This window comes from Arsenophonus endosymbiont of Apis mellifera (assembly GCF_903968575.1).
In the GTDB taxonomy this organism is placed as follows: domain Bacteria; phylum Pseudomonadota; class Gammaproteobacteria; order Enterobacterales; family Enterobacteriaceae; genus Arsenophonus; species Arsenophonus apicola.
On sequence record NZ_CAJCFU010000078.1, the window covers coordinates 238,867 to 263,008 of the forward strand.

The 24,142-nt window shown below is 36.7% G+C and carries 24 protein-coding genes, 1 tRNA gene, 2 rRNA genes and 1 pseudogene; 9 read left to right on the forward strand and 19 right to left on the reverse strand.

What is annotated here, in order from left to right; genetic code table 11:
- Nucleotides 1–1,258 precede the first annotated feature (1,258 nt).
- Nucleotides 1,259–1,981, forward strand: a complete 723-nt coding sequence (locus tag H1X92_RS13630; RefSeq protein WP_180560648.1) for a helix-turn-helix transcriptional regulator — start codon at nt 1,259–1,261, stop codon at nt 1,979–1,981.
- Between the two features lie 79 nt (nt 1,982–2,060).
- Here H1X92_RS13630 and H1X92_RS13635 read toward each other — a convergent pair whose 3' ends face one another.
- The 4 genes from H1X92_RS13635 to H1X92_RS13645 all read right to left on the reverse strand — a co-directional run bounded on the left by H1X92_RS13635 (nt 2,061) and on the right by H1X92_RS13645 (nt 3,928).
- Nucleotides 2,061–2,234, reverse strand: a complete 174-nt coding sequence (locus tag H1X92_RS13635; protein ID WP_180560479.1) for a hypothetical protein — start codon at nt 2,232–2,234, stop codon at nt 2,061–2,063.
- Between the two features lie 480 nt (nt 2,235–2,714).
- The gene (locus H1X92_RS13640) at nt 2,715–3,005 is read right to left on the reverse strand and encodes a hypothetical protein (protein WP_180560649.1); all 291 of its coding nucleotides are present in this window, start codon (nt 3,003–3,005) and stop codon (nt 2,715–2,717) included.
- A gap of 438 nt (nt 3,006–3,443) precedes the next feature.
- Nucleotides 3,444–3,560 (reverse strand): VOC family protein, encoded by a 117-nt coding sequence (locus H1X92_RS16290; protein WP_370520699.1) that lies wholly within the window; start codon nt 3,558–3,560, stop codon nt 3,444–3,446.
- Complete coding sequence (locus H1X92_RS13645) at nt 3,542–3,928, reverse strand: VOC family protein (RefSeq protein ID WP_233458167.1); 387 nt, start codon at nt 3,926–3,928, stop codon at nt 3,542–3,544. The genes H1X92_RS16290 and H1X92_RS13645 overlap by 19 nt, the downstream gene beginning before the upstream one ends.
- 354 nt (nt 3,929–4,282) lie before the next feature.
- Here H1X92_RS13645 and H1X92_RS13650 point away from each other — a divergent pair, with 354 nt between their 5' ends.
- The 3 genes from H1X92_RS13650 to H1X92_RS13660 all read left to right on the forward strand — a co-directional run bounded on the left by H1X92_RS13650 (nt 4,283) and on the right by H1X92_RS13660 (nt 6,526).
- Entirely contained in the window at nt 4,283–4,573 is a 291-nt protein-coding gene (locus tag H1X92_RS13650) for a hypothetical protein (protein WP_180560650.1), read from the forward strand.
- Complete coding sequence (locus H1X92_RS13655) at nt 4,570–5,220, forward strand: magnesium transporter CorA family protein (protein WP_180560651.1); 651 nt, start codon at nt 4,570–4,572, stop codon at nt 5,218–5,220. Before H1X92_RS13650 ends, H1X92_RS13655 begins: the two co-directional genes overlap by 4 nt.
- A 628-nt stretch (nt 5,221–5,848) precedes the next feature.
- Entirely contained in the window at nt 5,849–6,526 is a 678-nt protein-coding gene (locus H1X92_RS13660) for a hypothetical protein (protein WP_225507061.1), read from the forward strand.
- Nucleotides 6,527–6,932: 406 nt separating this feature from the next.
- Here the strand turns inward: H1X92_RS13660 and H1X92_RS13665 are convergent, their stop codons facing one another.
- On the reverse strand, nt 6,933–7,340 hold the full coding sequence (locus tag H1X92_RS13665) for a hypothetical protein (protein WP_180560652.1): 408 nt from the start codon (nt 7,338–7,340) through the stop codon (nt 6,933–6,935).
- A gap of 247 nt (nt 7,341–7,587) precedes the next feature.
- Between H1X92_RS13665 and aac(6') the strand changes: the two genes are divergently transcribed.
- Nucleotides 7,588–8,034, forward strand: a complete 447-nt coding sequence (gene aac(6') / locus H1X92_RS13670; protein WP_180560653.1) for an aminoglycoside 6'-N-acetyltransferase — start codon at nt 7,588–7,590, stop codon at nt 8,032–8,034.
- Between the two features lie 137 nt (nt 8,035–8,171).
- Here aac(6') and H1X92_RS16100 read toward each other — a convergent pair whose 3' ends face one another.
- Nucleotides 8,172–8,294 (reverse strand): hypothetical protein, encoded by a 123-nt coding sequence (locus H1X92_RS16100; protein WP_255498998.1) that lies wholly within the window; start codon nt 8,292–8,294, stop codon nt 8,172–8,174.
- Between the two features lie 388 nt (nt 8,295–8,682).
- On the opposite strand from H1X92_RS16100, the gene mutS reads away from it, so the two are divergent.
- Together mutS and miaE are read left to right on the forward strand one after the other, a co-directional pair.
- Nucleotides 8,683–11,244, forward strand: a complete 2,562-nt coding sequence (gene mutS, locus H1X92_RS13675) for a DNA mismatch repair protein MutS (RefSeq protein WP_180560654.1) — start codon at nt 8,683–8,685, stop codon at nt 11,242–11,244.
- 2 nt (nt 11,245–11,246) lie between these two features.
- Nucleotides 11,247–12,008, forward strand: a complete 762-nt coding sequence (miaE, locus tag H1X92_RS13680) for a tRNA isopentenyl-2-thiomethyl-A-37 hydroxylase MiaE (RefSeq protein WP_180560655.1) — start codon at nt 11,247–11,249, stop codon at nt 12,006–12,008.
- 61 nt (nt 12,009–12,069) lie between these two features.
- On the opposite strand, the gene rpoS is transcribed toward miaE, so the two are convergent.
- The 8 genes and pseudogenes from rpoS to ftsB all read right to left on the reverse strand — a co-directional run bounded on the left by rpoS (nt 12,070) and on the right by ftsB (nt 19,197).
- Complete coding sequence (gene rpoS, locus H1X92_RS13685; RefSeq protein WP_180560656.1) at nt 12,070–13,059, reverse strand: RNA polymerase sigma factor RpoS; 990 nt, start codon at nt 13,057–13,059, stop codon at nt 12,070–12,072.
- Nucleotides 13,060–13,113: 54 nt separating this feature from the next.
- The gene (nlpD, locus tag H1X92_RS13690; protein WP_180560657.1) at nt 13,114–14,172 is read right to left on the reverse strand and encodes a murein hydrolase activator NlpD; all 1,059 of its coding nucleotides are present in this window, start codon (nt 14,170–14,172) and stop codon (nt 13,114–13,116) included.
- 154 nt (nt 14,173–14,326) lie between these two features.
- Nucleotides 14,327–14,953 (reverse strand): protein-L-isoaspartate(D-aspartate) O-methyltransferase, encoded by a 627-nt coding sequence (locus H1X92_RS13695; RefSeq protein ID WP_202881814.1) that lies wholly within the window; start codon nt 14,951–14,953, stop codon nt 14,327–14,329.
- Entirely contained in the window at nt 14,947–15,708 is a 762-nt protein-coding gene (gene surE / locus H1X92_RS13700; protein WP_180560658.1) for a 5'/3'-nucleotidase SurE, read from the reverse strand. Before surE ends, H1X92_RS13695 begins: the two co-directional genes overlap by 7 nt.
- Before the next feature lie 823 nt (nt 15,709–16,531).
- Nucleotides 16,532–17,581, reverse strand: a pseudogene (truD, locus tag H1X92_RS13705) (tRNA pseudouridine(13) synthase TruD).
- Complete coding sequence (ispF, locus tag H1X92_RS13710) at nt 17,547–18,059, reverse strand: 2-C-methyl-D-erythritol 2,4-cyclodiphosphate synthase (protein ID WP_180560659.1); 513 nt, start codon at nt 18,057–18,059, stop codon at nt 17,547–17,549. The pseudogene truD and the gene ispF overlap by 35 nt, the downstream one beginning before the upstream one ends.
- Before the next feature lie 23 nt (nt 18,060–18,082).
- Complete coding sequence (ispD, locus tag H1X92_RS13715) at nt 18,083–18,811, reverse strand: 2-C-methyl-D-erythritol 4-phosphate cytidylyltransferase (RefSeq protein ID WP_180560660.1); 729 nt, start codon at nt 18,809–18,811, stop codon at nt 18,083–18,085.
- A 92-nt stretch (nt 18,812–18,903) separates the two neighbouring features.
- On the reverse strand, nt 18,904–19,197 hold the full coding sequence (gene ftsB / locus H1X92_RS13720) for a cell division protein FtsB (protein WP_180560661.1): 294 nt from the start codon (nt 19,195–19,197) through the stop codon (nt 18,904–18,906).
- Between the two features lie 448 nt (nt 19,198–19,645).
- Here ftsB and queD point away from each other — a divergent pair, with 448 nt between their 5' ends.
- Nucleotides 19,646–20,008 carry a 6-carboxytetrahydropterin synthase QueD gene (gene queD, locus H1X92_RS13725; RefSeq protein WP_180560662.1) on the forward strand — a complete coding sequence of 121 codons (363 nt, stop codon included), beginning with the start codon at nt 19,646–19,648 and terminating at the stop codon, nt 20,006–20,008.
- 42 nt (nt 20,009–20,050) lie between these two features.
- Here queD and queE read toward each other — a convergent pair whose 3' ends face one another.
- Complete coding sequence (gene queE / locus H1X92_RS13730) at nt 20,051–20,725, reverse strand: 7-carboxy-7-deazaguanine synthase QueE (protein ID WP_180560663.1); 675 nt, start codon at nt 20,723–20,725, stop codon at nt 20,051–20,053.
- 170 nt (nt 20,726–20,895) lie between these two features.
- Between queE and H1X92_RS13735 the strand changes: the two genes are divergently transcribed.
- Nucleotides 20,896–22,269, forward strand: a complete 1,374-nt coding sequence (locus tag H1X92_RS13735) for an amino acid permease (RefSeq protein WP_180560664.1) — start codon at nt 20,896–20,898, stop codon at nt 22,267–22,269.
- A 90-nt stretch (nt 22,270–22,359) separates the two neighbouring features.
- Here the strand turns inward: H1X92_RS13735 and H1X92_RS13740 are convergent, their stop codons facing one another.
- The 4 genes from H1X92_RS13740 to H1X92_RS13755 form a co-directional block, all read right to left on the reverse strand.
- Nucleotides 22,360–23,148, reverse strand: a complete 789-nt coding sequence (locus tag H1X92_RS13740; protein WP_180560665.1) for an endonuclease/exonuclease/phosphatase family protein — start codon at nt 23,146–23,148, stop codon at nt 22,360–22,362.
- A 213-nt stretch (nt 23,149–23,361) separates the two neighbouring features.
- A tRNA-Asp gene (locus H1X92_RS13745) sits at nt 23,362–23,438 on the reverse strand.
- A 47-nt stretch (nt 23,439–23,485) separates the two neighbouring features.
- Nucleotides 23,486–23,601, reverse strand: a 5S ribosomal RNA gene (gene rrf / locus H1X92_RS13750).
- Nucleotides 23,602–23,781: 180 nt separating this feature from the next.
- Nucleotides 23,782–24,142 (reverse strand): 23S ribosomal RNA (locus tag H1X92_RS13755); the annotation flags it as partial.

Below are 24,142 nucleotides of genomic sequence, written 5' to 3' on the forward strand. Positions count from 1 at the left end.
ATGGCTTTCGAATAGTCTGAGCCACATACTTTGCGTAGCTGACTATCAATTTTAGTCAGTTCTTCTTTGGGCATTGCCATCGATTCAGGTCGGAAATAGACCAAAGCGCCAGCATTATTTTTTGTAAGCAGTATACCGCCATATTTACTTGCAAGGTTAACATAAATACGAAAAAAATTTCGTAATACATCAATAAGACTATCACGGTCACGACCTGGAAATATCAGCTTGTGTACCGGTTCCTCAGAAAATGCTGATGCTAGAATATTACTTACGTTTGCCAAATCAGAATATTTTGCGTGTCTACATTTCATTGTTGTTCCTCATCATTAAATATAATAAAAAAGCAGTTTTAGCTTATTATTATTTAAATAATAATAATATTAAAAAAGCAGAAAATTATATTAAAGGAATAGAAACATCAACATGTAACTTAATTTGTTACGATATTGAAATTGAATTAAATATATTTAACTTAAGCTAACATCAAATATCCACATAAATGATTTAGATGTGAAAAAAGCATTTTTCCATTAAGTTATTTTTGGCATTGATTATATTTCATTGGATAATATTTATTTTTATAAACAATTTAAAAAATCGTCAAAATGATGGCGTATAATTTACATAATTAACATTAATGATCTAAAAAAAATATTTTAATTTCTTCTTTTGTTGTTTCTCTTATTTCTTTCAGCTTTTTTTTATATTCTAATTTTTCTTTTGCTGCTAAATAAGGGCAAAAGATCGCATTGCTATTTTACTACCACATAGACAGCTTAGAAGAATTAACGCAAACGCAGCCGATAAATCATGTTGTTCTCTGTCACACAGGCAGCTTAGAAATTCAATCCTATTATTGACGATCTAAGTACCGAGCTGCAAATAACAAAATTTTAGCTAGCAAACTGCGGTAACACCGCCAAAAATAGTCAAACCAATTATCCTATCGGCGATATTTGACCGGCAGGGATCCTTTCACTTGAACAGACTAATAATTATCAGGTTCGTTATCTGTCAATGATGGAACTTAATCCTGATACCGTTAAAGAGAGCAAGGAATTATTTCTTTCAGATGAAAATAATTTACCAAAAAATAAGACCGATATTAATAAGGAGACTAAATAATTAGACTATGGTGAAGTAAACATTTTGCATCAAGCATCCACAGAAAAAAGAAAAAAATTATAAGGGATTAAAAACATATTAGAATTATTATAAAATATGGTTAATAACAATTCACTTCAGAGCAAAATAAATGGCTAAAGGTTTCTTTAATAATAATTTAATAAATGGTAAGATAAAAAACTTTTTAGATGAGCAAATTATAAAGTATGGTGATATAAAATATGCCTACCTAGTGATGAATAAAATTAATCCAATGGATGTGATAATAATAAATAACCATATTGAATGGTTTGATCTATATATTAAAGGAAGCTATCAATTTATTGATCCTGTGATTATGAATGCCATAGAAAGAGTGGACGATTTTCACTGGGATGAAAAAATAATGGATTATTCAGAGATCAAATTACCTATAATATTCAAACACTCAAAAAAATATAATATTAATAAAGGTCATACTTTTATTCTCCATGATTATCTAAACAATCTGGCGGTATTATCTATTTTTGAATCAGAATCAGATGATAATAATAGTAAAAATATCATCAACAATCATAAAGAAAAATTTCAACAATTACTGATCAAAACTCATCAGAAACTTTTATCTCTTTATGATGAAATAGAAAAAGGTGGGAATCAGTATAAACCTTTAGGGCTATCCCCTAGAGAAAATGAAATTTTGTATTGGGTTAGTATTGGCAGAACGTATCAAGACATTGCAAAAATTCTGGGGATCAAACAAGGTACCATAAAATTTCATATGGGTAATATTGTCAAAAAACTTGGGGTATCCAGCACCAAGCATGCTATAAAATTAGCAACTGAATTCAAAATGATTCAATTACCATCATGATAAAACTTTAAAGTTAAGTAATCATTAATGAGCCTAAAAGATAATCAACATTTATATTGTCGTATTTATCAAATTATTGCTAATTCAGTGGTGGAGCGACAGAATGCGCACAAGCACTATTAGGCGCATTAAGCTCATCGATACAGGTCTGTGTATCCAATGGTTTTGCGGGAGAATTATCCCGTTTTGGATGATTATCTGCCATACAACCTGACAGAACACATAAAAAAATACAAACAATCAGCTTATTCATAGTTATCTCCTTTTGAAAGATTTATTTGATATGGGAATTAAGGCCTGCCCATATTTCATTGCCTCAGAAATGGTTAAAAGGCTTATCACCACGTTCAGGTAATGTGCCATGCTAACCCATGACGGGGAGCAAAACGGTTATCTATATGACAACGAAAGTCACCATAGCCGTGAAACCAGAGGCCTGCACCAATAAATGCGCCGTCGACAAACCATTCGGCATCATCATAGCCATAGGGCGCACATTAATAAGCTGGATAATCTTAATAACCGTATGGGTAGATGGGTTCAGCACCCACCGCAACAATCACTTCTGCTGATATTTGAGTAGAAAATAATAGCAAAATAAAATAAGCAAAAATGCGATTTTCTTTATCATGGTTAGTTTCTCACCCGCAAAAAGTAAGCAGGCTGATAACTTGATATGTTTATCCGCTCTGTAATTAGATTTAGCTAATTTAGGGCGGATAAAATCTAAACGTTATTTTTTGAAAATTTCAACATCAATATTTTGATAGTTTGTTTCATTACCTGTCTGATCAATAATGCGGTAATAACAATTATCTGTTTTTACCCCGCCGAGATCCTGGCATTTTTTATCAATTGCCTGCAATAATTGCGCATGATTCCCAATAGGTAAACCTGACTCCTTAACGGATAACTCACCGATCTTTGTATAGCCAGAAGACTCTTCAGCTGTGATCTCTTTTGCAGCAAAAGAGGTGGCAGAAAACAGGATGGAAACAGCCAGTACTGATAGTATCAATTTCATTTTATCTCTCTATCCTTATCATGAAAATAATTAGCAATTTATTTAAATTATTTTATTGTAACCATTAAAGGCTTAGCATAGGCTTATGGGAAGTCAATGTGTTTATGAGTAATCAGTGAGCTCCATTTAAGAAAAGAAAAATATTATTCGCTAAACATATATTTCAACCAGAGCCGGGATCTTTAACTTCTGCAAGCTATGTTTTACTCGTTGATTAAGAAAATTAGGTGCAAATTCTGCATCGTCTGAAATCAGAGACGTCATCGTTAGATAACCCGTTAAATGCTTGAGAGTTGTTTAAACAGACATATACAGTGATTAAATTTACTCAATTAACCAGCGCTGAAATAACAAATCGGTTCAAAAGCTAATAAATGAACGATCGTGGAGCGAAAGCATGAAATAAAACGACGAACCACCACAATGTCTCTCTTAATATTATGTTTTACGCACAAATGGCCCTTTAGGCGCAATAATTTCTAAATTAGTACCGTCAGGATCACGGAAATACGCAACGCCTGTACCAAAGCCTGATTTTAATCCATCTTCTGGCATAAAAAAAATGGGCACCCATCAGGCTCAATACCTATCGATTTCATTCGCTTAATGGCAGCATCTAGGTCATCAACTTCAAAACAAAGATGCATCGCGCTAATTTGGTTATTGGAATAAGAAGCTCGGGTAGGTTCAGGTACCACATATTCCAGGATATCGATATTCAAATTATCAAGCTGAAAATTAGCAAACTTAATTCGGATGTTATCTAAACCTTGCGTCTGCGCCATTCTCTTGCCACTTATCTCGTCAACGTTTACCGCTTTAGTACCGGTTAAAGTTTCATGGAAAGCAATAGATTTAGCCAAATTACTGACAGTAATGCCAACATGATTAGCTCTAGAAAAGCCTGCTGTTAACTCTTTCATATCAACCCCGTCAATTGGATTTTTATTTAATAGTCTTGCATTATAAATATCTATATTATAGCTATTTCTGCCAAAGAGATTTTCTCACCAACAATCGATAAGATAATTCATTAAATCTGCATACTAGTACTAAGATTATAACTAATTTGTGATATTACTATTATTTTTTATAACCCATCGGGAATAGCTTTTCAGCCATTAGATCTTTTGCAAAGATAATTGGCAACGCTGAGCCAGTGAGTACGGGGCAATAATATCGAGCAGAGTCACCTGCAAAACACGCATGGATAAATTCAATATTGTGAGTAATAATTACATAATAAAATATTAAGATATGAAAGTGATTAATTGTTTATGGCAAATTATCATTTGGATAATAAAGACCCTGATAAGGCTAATACATTACATTATAATGATGGCTATATTATTCATATTGCAAATCCAACCGATCAAGATATTGCATCGCTAGCAAAAAAAACCGCTATCTCGACACAAAATATAAATAAAGCATTAGCAAATAAAGAGAGAGCGAGAATTGATTTAAGGGATAATTTTATTTTTGCTGTTGTTAATTCACCAATAAAAACCGGAGATAATGCATTCTCAATTAGCCCAATTTGTATTTTTTTAACTAAAAAAATATGACTATTATTTCATATGATAAAGTGAATGCCTTAAAATATATCGAGAATATTGACTGTAAGAATATGTCTGGCATAAATCTATTGCTGGCTTTGATGTATGGCATTGCGAGTGAATTTAATATCATCACAAAATTAATCATCAATAAATTTGAAAAGTTAGAAATTGAATTATTAACTAGCACGAAAAATGAAGATGTTATCAGCATAATGGATTTACAACGAAGTTTGGTCTTTTTTTCCATGTCATTACATTCCAATGATCTGGCTGTTATGCGAATTATTAAAATAAAAGACAATGCTTGTTATAAAACTTCTTATTTTGCTGAAATCGATGAGGAGTTATTAGATGATGTATACACTGAAAATAAACAGTCAATTGAAGTGGTCGTAACCTACTCAAAAATAATTACCGATATGATGAACACGGTTGCTTCAATGGTAGCAAATAATCAAAATAAATTTCTTAAGTTTCTGGCAACCATTACCATACTATTAACGATACCGATGATCTTTTCTAGTTTTTGGGGAATGAATGTTAAAGTCCCTTTTGAAGGTGAAGTGATAGGCTTTATTATTGTATTAAGCGTTTCTCTATTAACAACATTGTTAGCAATCATCTATTTATGGCTCAAAAAAATACTTATCTAAGTTTAATCCTCTCTTTATTACACTCAAGAAACGACGCCTGATTAATTACAGTAAAATCATTGATTGATACGCCATCGACCGTTGCTGAAACTTCATACCTGGCCATAAAATTCTTTCCTTACTTCTTTCACCATCGATAACTAACCTATTTGTCTTTGATAAAGAGCACTAACAGTCTCGTTAAGTTATGCTGTAGCAAAAATTATCACCAGATCACCTTTATTTAAGAACAAATAGCATTACATATATTGTCGTATAGTTTTTTTTAAAAAATATTGATTTTTTTTCTATTTTGGCCAATAACGGAATGAAAAAACATTTAACTCGGTTTTCATTTTTTATCTTATTTAATCGATATTTTTATAACAAAATTAGGTTAATTAATTTTTATATATTAGTCGCTAGTTATTTTTAGTTTGAAATAGTATTAAAGCCGCATTAACGATCACGGTAAGCAATAAAAGATATTCATAATAATAAGGTTTAATCCTGATAGTAATAAATAAGTTTTATTGGGAAAATTATTGTAGAAGCGCAAACTTATCGCGGCCAAGAGATAAGTCACTGCTGTTTTGCAATAGCGTTAAGATAAAATACTTATCCTATTACTAATTAAGGACCCCAAATTATGACCATAATCTCAAACACTTATCCCAATCAATCTAGTGATTGGGCTGATATCTCTGGTGCTGAACACAGCATGCCAACCGAGTTTAGAAATCCACCTTCACCAGAAAAGTCCGGTTTTTGTTCCTGGATGCGTAATTTTTTCAATTACTTAACCGGGACTTTTGGTGAGAAATTAACCCCAGCAAAATTAAATTTTGCTTTGGATGATATCTTTAGCAAAAGCAATCAATGGCAACATGAAGCACCTTTTTATAATGGCGGTGTAGAGCAAACAGGTTATCGCAGTAAGCAAATAGACAACACGACTTATATTGTCTCTTCTGCCTGTCATGATTTAACCAACGCTAGCGAAACAAAAAGTCAACTATCCGGTGGCCGTTCTGCTGCCCAGACGCTGCATGAAATCAAAAATGCTTATCCCCACCAGCAAGTAAAAGCCTTAATTCCAATTGCGCAAAGCAATCAATTTGGCTTGAGTACTCGCGGCCATTTTGTGTTACTAGAAGTCGATATGAATGCGGGTAAAATTCAATCAGCCAAAATCCATGATTCTAAAGGCGGCTTACTTGATACTTTTTATAGTGGCGCTGCGCATTTAACTGAACAGTTACATAAAGCTGAAGGACTAGATTTAGCTGAAAATTTTGCTATCACTACCGAATATCATGGCGATTAGTCTTTATTTAATGGTAATGATTGCGGACGCTTTAGCGCTTATTATGCCGACAAAATTATTCATAATGATTTATCGCAGGCAAATGCTGTAGATGCCCGAGCTTTCTTCGAACAAAATTTTAAAAAAACATCCTAAAATTAACCGGTTTTGTCGCATTAATAGCAATTAAATTTGCTCAATAACAAAATAAGCTGCTCGGATAGTTAAAGATAAAAATGTAATAATGATTAATGCGACAAACCAATAAGTTTTAATGATAGAGAAATAGCGTTTATAGCAAATAACGGTTTATAGTTTAGAAAACAGTTTATGCCATTGGTTAATATTATTAATTAAAACAATTCTGCCAAAATAAAATAAGCCCACTACTGGGCTTAAATTATTATTTTATACCTACTAGCTAAAATTATATGTCCGATAAAGTAGCGTTAATCGTTTCCGGATGAAGTGTATACATACCACCATTAAATGGATCGACAATTAACCAACCGATTAATCCACCAAAAAATAGATTACCAGCAACATACCACCCATTAGCACTCGCTTTTAAGGGTAAGGTAACCGGTTTTAATCCTTCCTTGGTCAAAGTAATTTCATAACTCTTTTTACCAAAATAACTACCCTCAGATTTTTCTAATGTAATTCCCTGAGGAGTTCTTCCTTGAGCAATGATTGTGCCCTTTTCATCTTTGACAGAAAATTCAGCGCCAGACGGATTGCTATCAATTTGTACGCGCTGAGTTTTTTCACCCACTATCGTTGCACAACCACTCATCATTCCCATTGTAATTAAAGCTAAAACTAACTTTTTCATTATCATCCCTGTCAAATTTAATGTTAAATAATTTTAACTAAAACAAGATATAAAATAAATATGCAGTTATTTTTTTTATAAATGGAATAAAACCAATTTAGTGAGCAAAATGTCACGATTGAATGATATTGTTATAGAATAAAGTGCAAATAAAGCTGTTCAAAATTTGTCGTAACGAATGATTTAAATTTATTTCTTATATAGTCAAGAAGATAAGGTTGCCACTGTTACGAAAATAGGAAACGCTATGTCAATAATGATCAGAAAGATGCAGAAAACCGACCGCATGCTTTGGGCAGCTATGCGTCTGCAACTGTGGGACAAACATGCCCGCGATGCCCACCTTAGTGATATCGATAACATATTGAGTAACAAGCAGAATGCGGGATATATTGCTCTGTTGGCTAACCATCAGGCGGTCGGTTTTGCCGAAATTTCCCTACGGCAATATGCCAATGGTTGTAGCAAACAACCGGTTCCCTTTTTGGAGGGTATCTGGGTTAAGCCTGCATATCGTCAACAAGGTATTGCTCAAGCATTAATCAGTCAAATAACCACCGATTTAATTGCAAAGGGATTTGATGAACTCTGTTCCGATGCCGAAATTGACAATACACGGTCATATAAAGCCCATCAAAATTGGGGCTTTGATGAAATAGAACGCGTTATCTGTTTTCGCAAAAAACTTATCTAATCTGATTAGTTTAAGCATTTTGTCAGGCCGCCTTTGCCTAATTCATCCGTCATAACTATTAGAAAACCGCCATCGAGAAGGTTTTTTGAGCGTAATTTAAACTATTACCTAGTCTGCTAACATAAGCAGAACTTAATTTAACTAGCTCCTACTGATTTTAAGCCAATTGCATAACAAATTATTTTCACTTTCACTAATTCAAACATGGTTTCACCAGCGAGCACAATCTGACCATTAATGAGCTCATTGATTAGCGTCATTTTTTTCCGTCAGCCTGGAGAATAATTTTTAGGCTGTGTTATCTCTCATGATTGGCTATTCATTCCAGTGGCGCAAGTAACTAAATAAATCGTTACCGCTGTTTTTTCCACTCCACTTCGCGATTTAGTCAATAAATCTGCTAAAGATCCTATACTGGAGCTAATTTTTCCAGCACTATTTTTCAACGCTGTGACTTCTGGTTATTGCTTATCCATAGTATAGTAAAGCAAATTTTTCATCAGTGGGTAGATTTAGCTAGCAAGCTGCCAATGCATTTTTAAAATTCATTCCTCATACAGAAAATTGTTTAGAATTTAATTAAAATAGCATTAAGCAAGCAAGTCTTACCGGCAACAATACAACTCAAAGAGTTAAAAAATAAAAACTATGACTAATCCCCAAAACTTCGCTTCCCATACCCCAATGATGCAGCAGTATTTGCGGCTTAAGGCACAACATGCTGATATTTTGTTATTTTATCGGATGGGTGATTTTTATGAGTTGTTCTTTGATGATGCCAAAAAAGCCGCACAATTACTCGATATTTCATTAACTAAGCGTGGACAATCGGCCGGGCAACCGATTCCAATGGCTGGTGTACCTCATCATGCAGTAGAGAGTTATTTAGCCAAATTAGTCCAATTAGGCGAGTCGGTGGCTATCTGTGAACAAATCGGTGATCCCGCTACCAGCAAAGGCCCGGTGGAACGTAAAGTTGTTCGTATCGTAACACCAGGAACCGTTACTGATGAAGCATTACTACAAGAGCGGCAGGACAATCTATTAGCCGCGATTTGGCAACAAGAGCAGCGTTATGGCTATGCTACTTTAGATATTACTTCCGGCCGTTTTATTATTAGTGAAATGGCTGATATCAACACTATCAGCGCTGAATTACAACGAACCCGCCCGGCAGAACTGCTCTATCCAGAAAATTTTACCAATATTGCGCTATTTGAAAATAATAAAGGATTACGTCGTCGCCCGTTATGGGAGTTCGAATTAGATACCGCCAAACAACAATTGAATCTGCAATTTGGTACACAGGATCTAATGGGTTTTGGCGTTGAAAAAGCAACATTAGCTTTGCGAGCCGCAGGTTGTTTGCTGCAATATGTCAAAGATACGCAGCGTACCGCGTTACCCCATATCCGTAGCATCACCATGGAGCAACAAAAAGAGACCATTATCCTTGATGCAGCTACCCGTCGTAATCTTGAATTAACACAAAATTTATCGGGTGGTAGCGATAATACCGTGGCGGCCATACTGGATCAGTGTGTTACGCCTATGGGTAGCCGTATGCTAAAACGTTGGCTACATAGTCCGTTACGCAAGCTAGATAAATTATTAAATCGCCAACAGGCAATAACAGGGTTGCAAGCTTATCATTTTGAATTACAACCTTTTCTGCGCCAAATCGGTGACTTAGAACGAATAATAGCCCGTTTAGCGCTTCGTTCAGCGCGACCTCGAGATCTAGTTCGTATGCGTCACGCTTTCCAACAATTTGCCGATATTCACGCGATATTAGATAAGATAGGATCTCCCTATGTGAAAAACTTGCAATCCCGTGTTAGCACTTTTACATCGCTGCAAACATTATTAGAAGAGGCCATTGTTGACACTCCACCGGTGTTAGTGCGGGATGGGGGCGTGATTGCCGCAGGATATCATAGCGAACTGGATGAATGGCGCGCACTGGCCGCTGGTGCCAGTGATTATTTAGAAAAACTTGAATTGCGGGAAAAAGAGAAATTAGGCATTGATAGCCTAAAAGTCGGTTTTAATGCGGTGCATGGCTATTATCTGCAAGTCAGTCGCGGACAAAGTCATAGGGTACCTATCCATTATGTCCGTCGGCAAACCCTAAAAAATGCCGAACGCTATATTATCCCTGAGCTGAAAGAATATGAAGACAAGGTGTTAACTTCTAAAAGTAAAGCATTAGCAATTGAGAAACAGCTTTATGAACAACTGTTTGATCTCTTGTTGCCCCATCTGTCAGCGTTACAAATAAGCGCCGAAGCTTTAGCGGAATTAGATGTACTGAATAATTTAGCAGAACGCGCCGAAACTTTAGACTATCGCTGTCCAATATTAAATGAGAAACCTGGTATTGAAATTGTCGCTGGACGCCATCCGGTCGTTGAGCGGGTACTGAGTGAACCATTTATTTCTAATCCACTAGATCTGTCGCCACAACGGCGTTTGTTAATTATTACTGGCCCCAATATGGGCGGTAAAAGTACTTATATGCGTCAAGCCGCACTCATCACCTTGCTCGCTTACATAGGTAGCTTTGTACCGGCCGAAAAAGCGATTATTGGCCCAATTGATCGGATCTTTACACGGGTCGGTGCTTCTGATGATCTTGCTGCCGGCCGGTCAACTTTTATGGTGGAAATGATAGAAACCGCTAATATACTGCACAATGCGACAGAACAAAGTCTAGTGTTGATGGATGAAATAGGTCGCGGTACTTCAACCTATGATGGTCTTTCACTGGCCTGGGCCTGTGCGGAAAATCTAGTTAGCCAGATTAAAGCCATGACGCTATTTGCCACTCATTATTTTGAATTAACCAATTTGGCAGATAAACAGGAAGGTGCGTTTAATATCCATCTGGATGCAATGGAGCATAACGACACTATCGCTTTTATGCATAACGTACAAGATGGTGCCGCCAGTAAAAGCTATGGCTTAGCCGTGGCTTCATTGGCGGGTGTGCCCGCTAAAGTTATTCAACGAGCAAAACAGAAATTAATCGAGCTAGAAACACTCTCAACACTGCCAGCGAATAAATCTATTGATGATTCACAACTATCAACAATAGTGGAAAAAACTATTTCACCAGCCATTGAAACATTAGCCGAGTTAAACCCTGACACATTAACACCTCGTCAGGCACTTGAATTGATTTATCGATTAAAAGAAATGGTGAAATAGTTATGTTATATGATGCAAAATTACTCGATCCAATTCACCATTTTTTAGCCTGTGAAACGCCGCAAGCATGGATAGACAAAGCGAGTCAAGCAGAAAACTTAACGATTATTTTATGCGATCATCTATTGTGTGAACTAAAAGCTGCACAAAGTGCGATGTTGCTGTTGCGAAAATATGCCGTTGATGAACAGAGCGGTGATACATTATTACAATGGTTACAACCTTTCGAAGATTTTGCTTATAAGAAAATCGGTAATATTGATACTTTAAGAGGAAAAAATCAGTTTTCTAAATCGCTCCGAGGCAAGAAAAACACAAGTTATAGCCAATCTTTAATTGATAAAATGGTGTTATTAATTAAAGAGGAACTCCACCATTTTTATCAAGTGTTGGAAATCATGTCGAAAAGAGATATCAGATATCAAAGTATCAGTGCTGGTCGTTATGCTAAGCAGTTATTTAGCCACGTTAGTCATCACGAACCGAACGCATTAATTGATAAACTAATCATTGGCGCTTATATCGAAGCGCGCTCTTGCGAGCGTTTTGCTAAACTTGCCCCCCATCTCGAAACAACCTTAGCTAAATTCTACATTTCACTACTCAAATCAGAATTTCGCCACTATCAAGATTATTTAGTTTTAGCGCAAGCTATTTCTAGTGAAAACATTCAGCAGAGGATCCAATATTTTGCTCACATCGAGGCTGAGTTGATCCAAACACCAGATAACGATTTTAAATTTTATAGTGGCGTGACCACCTGATGACAAACAAAAAGGTGGGTTTTTCTCCCACCTTATTAATATTAACGCTATTGAAAAGATATTAGGTCTTAAATAAAGATTCCATACTAAGACCTTGATTATGTAAAATATCTTTTAATCGGCGCAATCCTTCAACCTGTATCTGACGAACACGCTCTCTAGTAAGGCCAATCTCTCGCCCTACTTCTTCTAACGTTTCCGATTCATAGCCTAATAAACCAAAGCGCCGCGCTAAAACTTCACGCTGTTTTGCATTAAGTTCAAACAGCCATTTAACAATACTCTCTTTCATATTGTTAGCCTGGATAGTTCCTTCTGGCCCTGAATCGTTATCATCAGATAACACATCAAGTAACGCTTTATCTGAATCACCGCCGATTGGCATATCAACAGAAGAAATCCGCTCATTTAGCCGTAACATCCGACTAACATCATCTACCGGTTTGTCTAAGCGTTCTGCAATTTCTTCGGCGCTTGGCTCATGATCGAGTTTCTGAGCCAATTCTCTTGCAATACGCAAATAGACATTTAACTCTTTAACGATATGAATCGGTAAGCGAATAGTTCGCGTCTGATTCATAATTGCTCGTTCAATAGTTTGGCGGATCCACCATGTTGCATAAGTTGAAAAACGAAAACCTTTTTCTGGATCAAATTTTTCAACCGCCCGAATTAATCCAAGATTGCCTTCTTCAATTAAATCCAGTAGGGCAAGACCACGATTACTATAGCGACGAGAAATTTTTACAACCAAACGTAAATTACTCTCAATCATACGCTGACGTGATGCTGCATCTCCACGTAAAGCGCGCCTTGCATAAAATACTTCTTCTTCCGCTGTCAGAAGAGGTGAATATCCAATCTCACCAAGATAAAGCTGAGTTGCATCTAGAACACGTTGATTAATATTTTGAAATAAATCTAAATCATCATCTTGTTCTAGATTTAAGTCCTCTTCTTTTAGCAAGCTTTCATCGAAAGCTTCCGCATCCATGCTAGTTTCGTCTAAATCGTCATATAACTCGTTAACTTTTAGCGAATTTTGGCTCATCAGTCACTCCTACCCTTGATAATGCAGACAGCATTGACAAGCAATCTGTCCAAGTTATCGCTGCGAAATATAACGCAACGGGTTTACTGATTTTCCCTTGTAACGAATTTCAAAATGTAATCTTACCGAACTTGTACCGGTGCTACCCATAGTGGCAATCTTTTGCCCTGCCTGAACCTCCTGTTGATCACGAACTAATATAGTATCATTGTGAGCATAGGCACTCAGATAGTCATCGTTATGTTTTATTATTATAAGATTTCCATATCCACGTAATGCATTTCCAGAATAAACCACTTTTCCTGCTGCAGTTGCAAAAACAGGCTGACCACGCGATCCAGCAATATCAACGCCTTTATTTCCGCCTTGCACATCAGAGAAAGATTCAATGACTTTCCCTTCGGCTGGCCAGCGCCATTTACCTACGGTATTCACTACGCTATTACTATTAAAGCCCGAAGATGCTGTTGTTGCAGGCGGCGTAGAAGGTGTTAATGGCTTGGTTGCTCTCGGTAACATCTTACCTGAATTTTGCTCACTGACAGATGAAGCATACGCATTAGTTGGCCGAGAATCAACATTTGTATTTGGAGTACGATTAGCAACCACTATTTCTGAATCGGTTGAACTATTACCAATATTAAGTACTTGCCCAACATTTAAACTATAAGGTTCTGTAATTTTATTACGTTGCGCTAGATCACGATAATCATTGCCTGTTATCCAAGCAATATAAAACAGGGTATCACCTCGTTTAACTGTGTAAGTGTTACCACTATAGCTTCCTTTTTGGATATTTTCATAATTTCGGTTATAAATTATTCGACCATCTGTATTAGTCTTAGGTGCTGGCATTACTGGCTGATATATCGGCTGATTTATACTACTACTACTCTGATTGCTAACAGAAATATTTTTAGGAGAAGAGGCTATTGGCGTACTTTTTGCCGATGTATTGACAGCAGGATAAGTATTAATCGGACGGCTACTATCATGGACACTACTAATTGGCGCTGCTGGATGATATGGTGTCGAGCACCCGATTAACATTGTGCCTGTTATTATACAGATAGTTGCCCATCGAATCGCAAATTTTGGGCTGTTAAAATTCATACTTCTTCTCCCATGAAGACAAATCTTGAATAAAAATCGATAATCTAAGTCATGATCGACAATTTATCGCAATAACTAAATAATAAATTATTATGTCTATTAAAGCAGAGATTAATAAAACCTTAAATTATCTATCGCTAAAATATTACCTATTTCATGCCAAACTTCCAGGAATTAAAGGAACAAATCTCACTGGTTCTACTGTTGTAGCATGAAAATCATTACCCTGGCGTTTAATTACTTTTAACATCTGTTTTTTCTCACCGACAGGTAATACCATTCGGCCACCCTCTTTCAATTGTTCAAGCAACACGAGAGGGAGCTCTGCCGGCGCCGCTGTGACAATGATCCCATCAAAAGGCCCCTTAGAAGCCCATCCCAGCCAGCCATCACCATGACGAGTTGAAATATTATGTAGATCAAGTTGTTTTAATCTACGTTTAGCATTCCATTGTAATCCCTTGATACGTTCTACCGAAAAAACCCGCGCGACAAGATGCGCTAAAATGGCGGTTTGATAACCCGAACCGGTACCAATCTCTAATACATGATCCGAGGGAGAAAGCGCAAGTAATTCTGTCATACGAGCAACGATATAAGGTTGCGAAATGGTTTGAGAAAAACCGATAGGTAAAGGAATGTTTTCATAAGCTTTATGTGAAAGTGCTTCATCGACAAAACGCTCACGAGGAACTTTAGCAATAGCTGCCAATAGCGCTTCATCTTTAATCCCTTGATGGCGTAGTTGTGTCAATAAATCTCTCATTGACCGTTTTAGCATTCCTCACTTGCCTCTGCTTTTAGTAACCAATCTTTAACTACTTGCTGAACCTTATAAGCGGTTAAATCCACTTGTAACGGTGTGATAGAAACATATCCTGCTGCTACTGCGGCAAAATCGGTATCTGGACCGGCATCACATATTTCTCCAACAGGCCCTAACCAATACACCATATCTCCCCTTGGATCTTCAGATGAATAAACTTGTTGAGCAGCATGACGACTACCACACCGTGTTACTTTGTAACCTTTAATTTCCGACAAAGGAATGTCAGGAACATTAATATTAAGAATATTACCAGCCTTTAATGGCGTTTTTTGTAATAATTTTAATAAATGACAAGTTACCTCTGCTGCTGTTTGGAAATGGGTTTCACCATTTAATGAAACCGCAAGTGCCGGTAATCCCAGATGGCGACCTTCTGTCGCTGCTGCAACAGTGCCAGAATAAATAACATCATCCCCCAGGTTGGGACCATGATTAATACCTGAAACGACAATTTCAGGAGAGGGTCGAATAAGCTGATTAACGCCTAAATAAACACAATCCGTTGGTGTTCCTTGTACTGAGATGTCTCCATTGGCTAACTTGGCTATTCGTAATGGTTTATGAAGTGTCAATGCATTTGATGCTCCACTTCGATTTCTATCAGGTGCCACAACCTGAACGAAATAATTTTTACGTAGCGCAGTAGCAAGCGTTTGAATGCCAGTTGCTGTTACACCATCATCATTACTTAGCAATATCCTTAGCATTATTGTATCCTGTTGATTTATATTGAACGATATATTAAGAACTAGGCTATTTTATCCAACTATTCTCATCTATGATAAAAAAGATTATGGGTTGAAAATAGCGTCAATAATAGATTACAGCAAGAATATCATTAAGTAACAATAAAAACACATCAAATTATGATAGAAAAATGAAGGTCTAATATTAACGTAAGTGAATGTAATAAAATAACAATATAATTTTGTTTCTTTTAACAACTACCTGAAAAATAATAAAATATCTAATTACAATTATTGTTTTTAAATAACATCAATAAGATAAGCCAAAATAATATTCAGTGAAAGTACTCTCTTAAGCAAATATCTAACTAGCAATGTATCAATCAATAAAAATTTATAATAAATACAAAAAAAGTATAAAGGATGGTTGACTCAATATTATCAACACAAGCAGCCAATAACGAACAAAATAAGTAAGTTAATTTTTATAAAAACAACAATAACACCGCTCAATGTATTAACCGCCAATCTTTTATTAAACTTGTTAGCAATTAAATTTTATTTTTTCTCCTAATCTTAATGTCTATTGCGTATCTTTGATCACCCATTTTTAGTCTCTTCTGTTTGGGCTTTAGTTAATAACAATATTTACTAATTAAGTGTTGTAAGCAATCGTTAGCATCTAATATGATAATATCAAAATAAATTTTTAACTTAATACTGCTTATTGCTAAAAGGCGTAATAACTTTAAAAAACAAACTGATAATATAAATACTAAATTTCAAATCTTATTATATAAATATAATAAGATTTATCATCAATAACATTATTTTTAATCGAATACTATTCGTCAATATCAACAATATTTTCAGTAGATTGATTAATTAATTCTCTTATTACACTAGTGGCAAAACTACCCTTGGGTAATGAAAAAGACAGTTTTAGGGTTTGCTTTTCTAACCATTTCCACTGCATATTTTGAGGAACAACAATGATTGCTCGTCGAACTAAATTTGTTCGTTCAGTTTGCAGCAGTGGTAATAAAACAGAAAAATGGGTTAAACATTGTTGTTCAAACAGTTTAGCGGCTGATTGGGTACCTAATTCTTTTTCACCATATAGCGGCGCAGTGATTTGGATTTCGCCAGCCTGCAATCTCGCTTGTAATTGTGGTAATTCTTCACTGTTAGCAACAAACCAACTGCCACTACCGGTTAATTGCATAACATCACCGTCCATTATCTGACCTATTTTATTATTAAGCAGACGTTCGCTGACGATAAAATTAAATATAACACTTCGAACCGCAGAGAGATAAAAACTACGTTTATTACGCTGCTTAACTACAATTTCACCTTTTGCCTAACGCTCAGCTTGCACGAGATTATTACCCGCTCGACCAAAACGCTGCTCGCCAAAATAGTTAGCTACACCCAATTTTCTGATTTGTTGCAAACGTGTTTCCACCGCTTGCTGATCACTAATTTGTCGTATAGTTAACTCAAAATCATTGCCTTTTAATGAACCGATACGTAATTTACGTTTTTGTCGTTTTGCTAGCAAAATTTCACATCCTGCTAAAAAAAACTGACTAAAATCGGGATCTTCCTTGCCTGGCAAATGGAGACAAAACCACTGTTCAGTCACAGCTTGCCGATCTTTCAATCCCGCATAACTAACACTCCGTGGAGAAATTCCAGCAAATCGAGCCAACTGTTCAGCTACAAATTGAGTATTACAACCTTTTTTTCTAACATAAACCATCAGGTGCTCTCCCTCACCTTCAGGCAAAAATCCCAGATTTTCACGCACAATAAAATCTTCAGCGGTTAATTTTATTGCTCCACTTGCTACTGGTTTACCATGCAGCCACTGAAGTGCTGTCACCGTCATTACTATTATCCTTTACTAATAAAGCCACCGCAGCACAAGCAATGCCTTCTTTTCTACCTATAAATCCCAATTTTTCCGTCGTGGTGGCTTTAACATTGACATCATCAATATGGCAACCAAGATCATCTGCTATATTTTTGCGCATATCAGCAATATATGGCAGCATTTTCGGCGCTTGAGCAATAATTGTGATATCAAGATTACTAATACAATATCCTTTTTTCAGCACCTGCAAATACGCCTCACGTAACAAACTACGGCTTTCTACATTTTTAAATGCTGGATCGGTATCAGGAAAGAGTTTACCGATATCACCTAATGCTGCTGCACCAAGAATAGCATCTGTCAGTGCATGTAAGGCGACATCGCCATCAGAATGCGCTATTAATCCTTGTTCATAGGGAATTTTCACGCCACAAATTGTAATTGGGCCATCTCCACCAAATTTATGTACATCAAATCCATGTCCAATCCGCATGAACAATACTCCTAACAATAGTCTTATAAAGCGCGAGAAAGGTAGAACTCTGCTAACATCAAATCTTCTGGTTCAGTAACCTTTAAATTATCAATTCTACCTTCCAGTAATTGAGGATAGTAACCGCAATATTCAAGCGCCGAAGCCTCATCGGTAATTACCGCTTTTTGCGCTAATGCTTGAGTCAAACAGTTTTTAATTAACGCTAAAGGAAAAAATTGTGGCGTCAGTGCATGCCAAAGTTCTCTTCGTTCAACAGTATGACTAATATCTTTTTTTCCTTGAACTGAACGTTTCATTGTATCTCTTACTGGCGCTGCCAAAATACCACCATACGAAGATTGCTGGCTATCAATAAAACGAATAATACTATCTAAATCAGCTTGATGTAAGCAAGGCCGAGCTGCATCATGAACTAAAACCCAGCAAGGATCTAGCTGTAAATTGTCTGATAAATAATTCAGTCCAGCTAACACTGAATCAGCCCTTTGACAACCCCCAGTGACGGTTTTAATTTTTGGATTTTTTGCAATAGCCAATTGATGAAAAAAGATATCATCTTTATTCAACGAAACAATTATTTGGCAAATTCTCGGCTGCTTAAGTAAGGCAGATATACTATGCTCAATAATTGTTTTTCCCGCTACTTGCAGATATTGCTTGGGAAAATCAGCTTTCATGCGACTGCCAATACCAGCGGCAGGTATTAAAGCAGCAACCTGCATTTTATGATTAGATATAAATTTATTCATTGCTTTAGACTGTTTTTTATGAATTACTACTTTTTCGTCATAATATTTTTAAATAATTTTGTGGCCCGACAAGATATTATTAATTAAAAATTTTATTTATGGTTGGGAAAAGAATTCTCATTCACTATACGGTAAAAAGACTCTCCAGGTCTAATCATTCCAAGTTCAGTACGCGCTCGCTCCTCAATAGCTTCACGTCCCTCATTCAAATCATCTATTTCAGCAAATAAACGTTCATTGCGTACTTTAAATGTCATGTTCAACGTCTCTAGCGCTGCAACTTCATTCTTTACACGCAAATAGTCATGGACACCATTTTTACCCAACCACAGTGAATACTGTAACCAGCAAAGCACCGCCAACAATATCAACGCTAATTTCCGCATCGAAGCCCCCTGCAAGACTCACTCATCATCCCATAACTTACTCCATGACGCTACCAATCACAGATAAGTTATTAATAAAAAATTGATAAATAAATATGAAATAGAGTCAAACGGGTGTTTTTATTGACAAAGTATAGCTTAGCTATATGTCAAAAAAAAGTTTGTTTTTACTTACTGATGGGTTAATAAATTAAAAATATTTTGTTTATCAAATGTTTTTTTTTAATTTGAAGTAAAATTCTGCTGAAAAATCATTTTCTTCTATTTTATATTCATTAAGTTATAACAAAACGCCAAGATAATAAGATAATATAAGCATATCTCATTTTTAAAATGATTAAATTATTTTTAATTGACATAATGAGATTAATTAATCAAAAGTTTCAAATATAAAAAATGCATTTATTCAGATAAAATGCTTGTATTAATACAATTGATAGGTGCCACAATGAGTGCAACAATTTTTAAAGAATTTCAATTTGAGGCTGCCCATCGACTACCCCATGTTCCCGCTGGGCATAAATGTGGGCGTTTACATGGGCACTCATTTATGGTCAGATTAGAACTAACCGGCGAAATTGATCCGCAAACAGGCTGGGTCGTTGACTTTAGCAATATTTCTAAAGCTTTTAAACCTTTATGGCAACAATTAGATCATCATTATCTTAATGACATAGAAGGATTAGAAAATCCTACCAGTGAAGTTATTGCACGTTGGATTTGGCATAAAATGAAACCCATATTGCCACAATTGAGTTCGGTAATGATTAAAGAAACGTGTAATGCAGGTTGTAAATATCGCGGGAAATAAACACAACACTTCGGTTTCAGCACCCTTTGGTGCTGAATATTATTAAGCGATGTTTAAATATTTATGCATTTGTACTGACAACCGCCAATTACGCTTAATACAGGCTTCAATACAAAGGTTAGTTGCATTAGCATTTTGACTAATTGGTTGCAAACAAATATGCGGAGCAGGATGATTGGGTGCGAGCTGATTAATCAAATGTTCTAACACCTCAATATCTTTTTGACGACCGACTGGATGTTTAATTTCATTCGCCCGATTTAACGCTGCCGGTAATATCTTAAAACCCCCACGCATCGCCACTTTTGGAGATACAGTTACCCACGTTTTTTCAGAACAATAAATATCATGTGTTCCACTTGTTTCAATTTGACACTGATAACCTTTTTTTTCTAAGTAAGCAGTTAATTCAGTGAGATCATATAAACAAGGCTCTCCACCCGTAATTACGATATGACGAGCGGTGTAATTTTTTTGTTCGAATAAATCAACAATTTGTTCTGAGCTACAGGTTGCCCACTCATCATTATCGCTTTTTTTAGCTAAAATTATCGATAATGGCCGTTGTTGTTGCTTATTTTTAGCCCAAGTATGCTTAGTATCACACCAACTACACCCGACCGGACAACCTTGTAAACGAATAAAAATTGCTGCTACTCCAGTAAAATAGCCCTCTCCCTGTATTGTTTGAAAAATCTGATTGATTGGATAATCCATAACGTTCTCTAAAATAACTTAATAATTTGCCTATTATTGCAGATATCTATCCCTAGAACACCTTTCTTTATGTTATGGTTAACAACTTGTGCTTTGTAGTTATCAAAACCATTTAGGTTGTGAACTGGGAGCATATCCAGCACATTAAAAGTAAGATGGAAAGACGACACATGAACAATACAAATCAACTTAAACGGGGATTAACTGGCAGACACATTCGCTTTATGGCGTTAGGCTCCGCAATTGGTACAGGGCTTTTTTATGGTTCAGCTTCAGCGATTCAGGCTGCTGGCCCAGCAGTTTTGCTTGCCTATATGGTCGGTGGAGCCGCAGTTTTCATGGTCATGCGAGCACTTGGTGAAATGGCGGTTCATCATCCGGTACCAGGTTCTTTTTCGCAATATGCCAGCCACTATATGGGACCACTGGCCGGTTTTCTAACTGGATGGAATTATATCTTTGAGATGTTAATTGTCTGTCTAGCTGACGTAACCGCTTTTGGCACTTATATGCGTTTTTGGTTTCCGCATGTTGATCAATGGATATGGGTATTAAGTATTGTCCTATTTATTGGCGCATTGAATTTGTGTCATGTGAAAATTTTCGGCGAAATAGAATTTTGGTTATCAATTATTAAGGTAATTGCTATTATTGCCATGATCATTGGCGGCGGTGCAATCATGTTATTTGGTTTCGGTCAAGGTACCGAACATCATGCAACAGGTTTATTTAACCTGTGGCAACATGGTGGTTTTATGCCAAATGGCGTAGAAGGAATTATCGCCTCATTAGCAATCGTTATGTTCGCCTTTGGTGGTATTGAAGTAATCGGTATTACGGCCAGTGAAGCTAAAGAACCAGAAAAAACTATCCCTAAAGCCATTAATGCTGTGCCATTACGTATATTACTGTTTTATGGTTTAACGCTATTGGTCTTAATGTGCATTTTTCCTTGGAACCAAATTGGTCAGAATGGTAGTCCATTTGTGCAAATTTTTGCCAATTTAAATATTACTTCTGCCGCCAATATCTTAAATATTGTTGTCATTACGGCTGCTATCTCTGCTATTAATAGTGATATTTTTGGGGCGGGACGGATGATGTACGGTATGACTCAAGAAGGACAAGCACCTCGCTCATTTATGAAAGTTAGCCGCACTGGTGTTCCCTGGATGACCGTAGTTGTTATGTCGGTTATTATGCTGATTGGCGTTTATCTCAATTATATTATTCCACAAGATATTTTTGTAATAATTGCCTCTTTAGCAACATTTGCTACCGTTTGGGTTTGGTTAATGATATTGCTTTCTCAAGTTGCTATGCGCCGTAAAATGAGCGCTGAAACGGCAAGCAAACTAAAATTTAAAGTCCCTTTTTGGCCGATTGGTCCACTCATCACCATCTTATTTATGATATTTGTCATCGTGCTGTTAGGCTTTTTTAAAGATACACGCGTTGCGCTGATCGTAGGAATGATTTGGATCGTCTGCTTGTCAATGACTTACTACTTATTTGTTAAAAAAGAGAATATATCAATAAAATAGCATTGCTAGATCTCGCCATAACCCGATTGCATACATACTATTTAAAATAGAAGTGCTGAAACAGCATTTCTATTTTTTCTCTTACTAAAACTATTTGATACTAAAGTTAACAGAAATGGGATTATGATCAGAAGATTCCGTTTTAATCACTTCTGCATAAAGAAGAGTCAGACTACGATAAAAAACATAATCTAATGGGTAACCAAAAATCATAGTGCGCACATCGGGGTCAAAATTGACTTCTTTCATTCGTAAACTGCGCGTAAAACGTTTAAGTGCATTTATACGTTGTCGACTCCAGGTATTAAAATCCCCAGCAAAAATCACTGGCCCTTGATGTCTTTTAATATGCTCTCCGATATTCTGTAATTGCCGACTATAAATATCCACACCAAAACTAAAATTAACCGCATGAATATTAATAATCATCAAATTTCGGCCATTATGTAGCGGATAAACAGTGATTAACGCTGATTTGGGTAAACGAAGTAATGGCTCTTTTTCACGCAATGGGCAACAATAAATTGGATGTGCTCTCGCTAGCGTCATTACCCCAGAAGCGTGTTGAGGGAAAACAATTGCCGGTACCTGATCAGCAACTAAATGTTGAGAGACGACAAAATCAATAAGTTGAGGTGAGGTTTGAGCTTCTTGCAATAAAATCAAATGCTTATCTATGACTAATTTATTTAAAACTGCATGCCAGTTTGGGCGTTGCTGTTTATAAATATTCCATGAAACAATACTTAACTCATCACTTTCTGAGAATAGTGGCAACCCTATGGGTAAATCATCATCAAGCGTATATTCAGATACAGGTAAAATACGCTTTGCCGGCTGGCCTGCAATATAGCGCACAGAATAAATTTTTTTTGCCACCTCAAATAGCCCTTAAAAATCGAATATTTATTAACCTATCTTATACATAGATAATAGATAAAACTCATCATTTAGAAGCATAGTTGCATCTTAAAGTTCAAGAAAATAAAAACAAAATACTTTATAAAAAAATATTTATATATTTAACAAGTTATTTTTAATAAACAGCAAAAAGCCCTGTGATATTTTCACAGGGCTTACTTCCGATATTATTGGCGGTGCGGACGGGGCTCGAACCCGCGACCCCCGGCGTGACAGGCCGGTATTCTAACCAACTGAACTACCGCACCACCCGATTTATTTCACTAATGGCCTCAGCCATTAGCATTAAATTAACGTCTGGCAGCTCCCTACTCTCACATGGGGAGACCCCACACTACCATCGGCGCTACGGCATTTCACTTCTGAGTTCGGCATGGGATCAGGTGGCACCACCGCGCTATTACCGCCAGACAAATTCTTTTTTCGCTATCCTGTTTCGTTACGCTACTGCCTCGGGCGCTCATCTCGGCTGCCTCTCGCTATGCGCAGGCCATCTCGCCCGTTGACTTCTAGCGCCGTAACCGCTTACAGGCACCAATCTCTGAACAAGCTAAAATCTCTTCTCTCTTCTCAAAACACCTTCGGTGTTGTCAGGTTAAGCCTCTCGGGTCATTAGTACTGGTTAGCTCAACGTATCGCTACGCTTACACACCCAGCCTATCTACGTCCTCGTCTCGAACACCCCTTATAGGACATTACTGTCAGGGAAGACTCATCTTGAGGCAAGTTTCCCGCTTAGATGCTTTCAGCGGTTATCTCTTCCGCACTTAGCTACCAGGCGATGCCATTGGCATGACAACCTGTACACCAGTGGTGCGTCCACTCCGGTCCTCTCGTACTAGGAGCAGCCCCCCTCAATCTTCCTTCGCCCACGACAGATAGGGACCGAACTGTCTCACGACGTTCTAAACCCAGCTCGCGTACCACTTTAAATGGCGAACAGCCATACCCT

Bases quoted from the DNA above. Each gene is read 5' to 3' on its own strand.
- H1X92_RS13630 (WP_180560648.1), top strand. From the start codon at position 1,259: ATGGCTAAAGGTTTCTTTAATAATAATTTAATAAATGGTAAGATAAAA.
- H1X92_RS13635 (WP_180560479.1), bottom strand. From the start codon at position 2,234: ATGAATAAGCTGATTGTTTGTATTTTTTTATGTGTTCTGTCAGGTTGT.
- H1X92_RS13640 (WP_180560649.1), bottom strand. From the start codon at position 3,005: ATGAAATTGATACTATCAGTACTGGCTGTTTCCATCCTGTTTTCTGCC.
- H1X92_RS16290 (WP_370520699.1), bottom strand. From the start codon at position 3,560: ATGCCAGAAGATGGATTAAAATCAGGCTTTGGTACAGGCGTTGCGTAT.
- H1X92_RS13645 (WP_233458167.1), bottom strand. From the start codon at position 3,928: ATGAAAGAGTTAACAGCAGGCTTTTCTAGAGCTAATCATGTTGGCATT.
- H1X92_RS13650 (WP_180560650.1), top strand. From the start codon at position 4,283: ATGGCAAATTATCATTTGGATAATAAAGACCCTGATAAGGCTAATACA.
- H1X92_RS13655 (WP_180560651.1), top strand. From the start codon at position 4,570: ATGACTATTATTTCATATGATAAAGTGAATGCCTTAAAATATATCGAG.
- H1X92_RS13660 (WP_225507061.1), top strand. From the start codon at position 5,849: ATGACCATAATCTCAAACACTTATCCCAATCAATCTAGTGATTGGGCT.
- H1X92_RS13665 (WP_180560652.1), bottom strand. From the start codon at position 7,340: ATGAAAAAGTTAGTTTTAGCTTTAATTACAATGGGAATGATGAGTGGT.
- H1X92_RS16100 (WP_255498998.1), bottom strand. From the start codon at position 8,294: ATGACGCTAATCAATGAGCTCATTAATGGTCAGATTGTGCTCGCTGGT.
- mutS (WP_180560654.1), top strand. From the start codon at position 8,683: ATGACTAATCCCCAAAACTTCGCTTCCCATACCCCAATGATGCAGCAG.
- miaE (WP_180560655.1), top strand. From the start codon at position 11,247: ATGTTATATGATGCAAAATTACTCGATCCAATTCACCATTTTTTAGCC.
- rpoS (WP_180560656.1), bottom strand. From the start codon at position 13,059: ATGAGCCAAAATTCGCTAAAAGTTAACGAGTTATATGACGATTTAGAC.
- nlpD (WP_180560657.1), bottom strand. From the start codon at position 14,172: ATGAATTTTAACAGCCCAAAATTTGCGATTCGATGGGCAACTATCTGT.
- H1X92_RS13695 (WP_202881814.1), bottom strand. From the start codon at position 14,953: ATGCTAAAACGGTCAATGAGAGATTTATTGACACAACTACGCCATCAA.
- surE (WP_180560658.1), bottom strand. From the start codon at position 15,708: ATGCTAAGGATATTGCTAAGTAATGATGATGGTGTAACAGCAACTGGC.
- ispF (WP_180560659.1), bottom strand. From the start codon at position 18,059: ATGCGGATTGGACATGGATTTGATGTACATAAATTTGGTGGAGATGGC.
- ispD (WP_180560660.1), bottom strand. From the start codon at position 18,811: ATGAATAAATTTATATCTAATCATAAAATGCAGGTTGCTGCTTTAATA.
- ftsB (WP_180560661.1), bottom strand. From the start codon at position 19,197: ATGCGGAAATTAGCGTTGATATTGTTGGCGGTGCTTTGCTGGTTACAG.
- queD (WP_180560662.1), top strand. From the start codon at position 19,646: ATGAGTGCAACAATTTTTAAAGAATTTCAATTTGAGGCTGCCCATCGA.
- queE (WP_180560663.1), bottom strand. From the start codon at position 20,725: ATGGATTATCCAATCAATCAGATTTTTCAAACAATACAGGGAGAGGGC.
- H1X92_RS13735 (WP_180560664.1), top strand. From the start codon at position 20,896: ATGAACAATACAAATCAACTTAAACGGGGATTAACTGGCAGACACATT.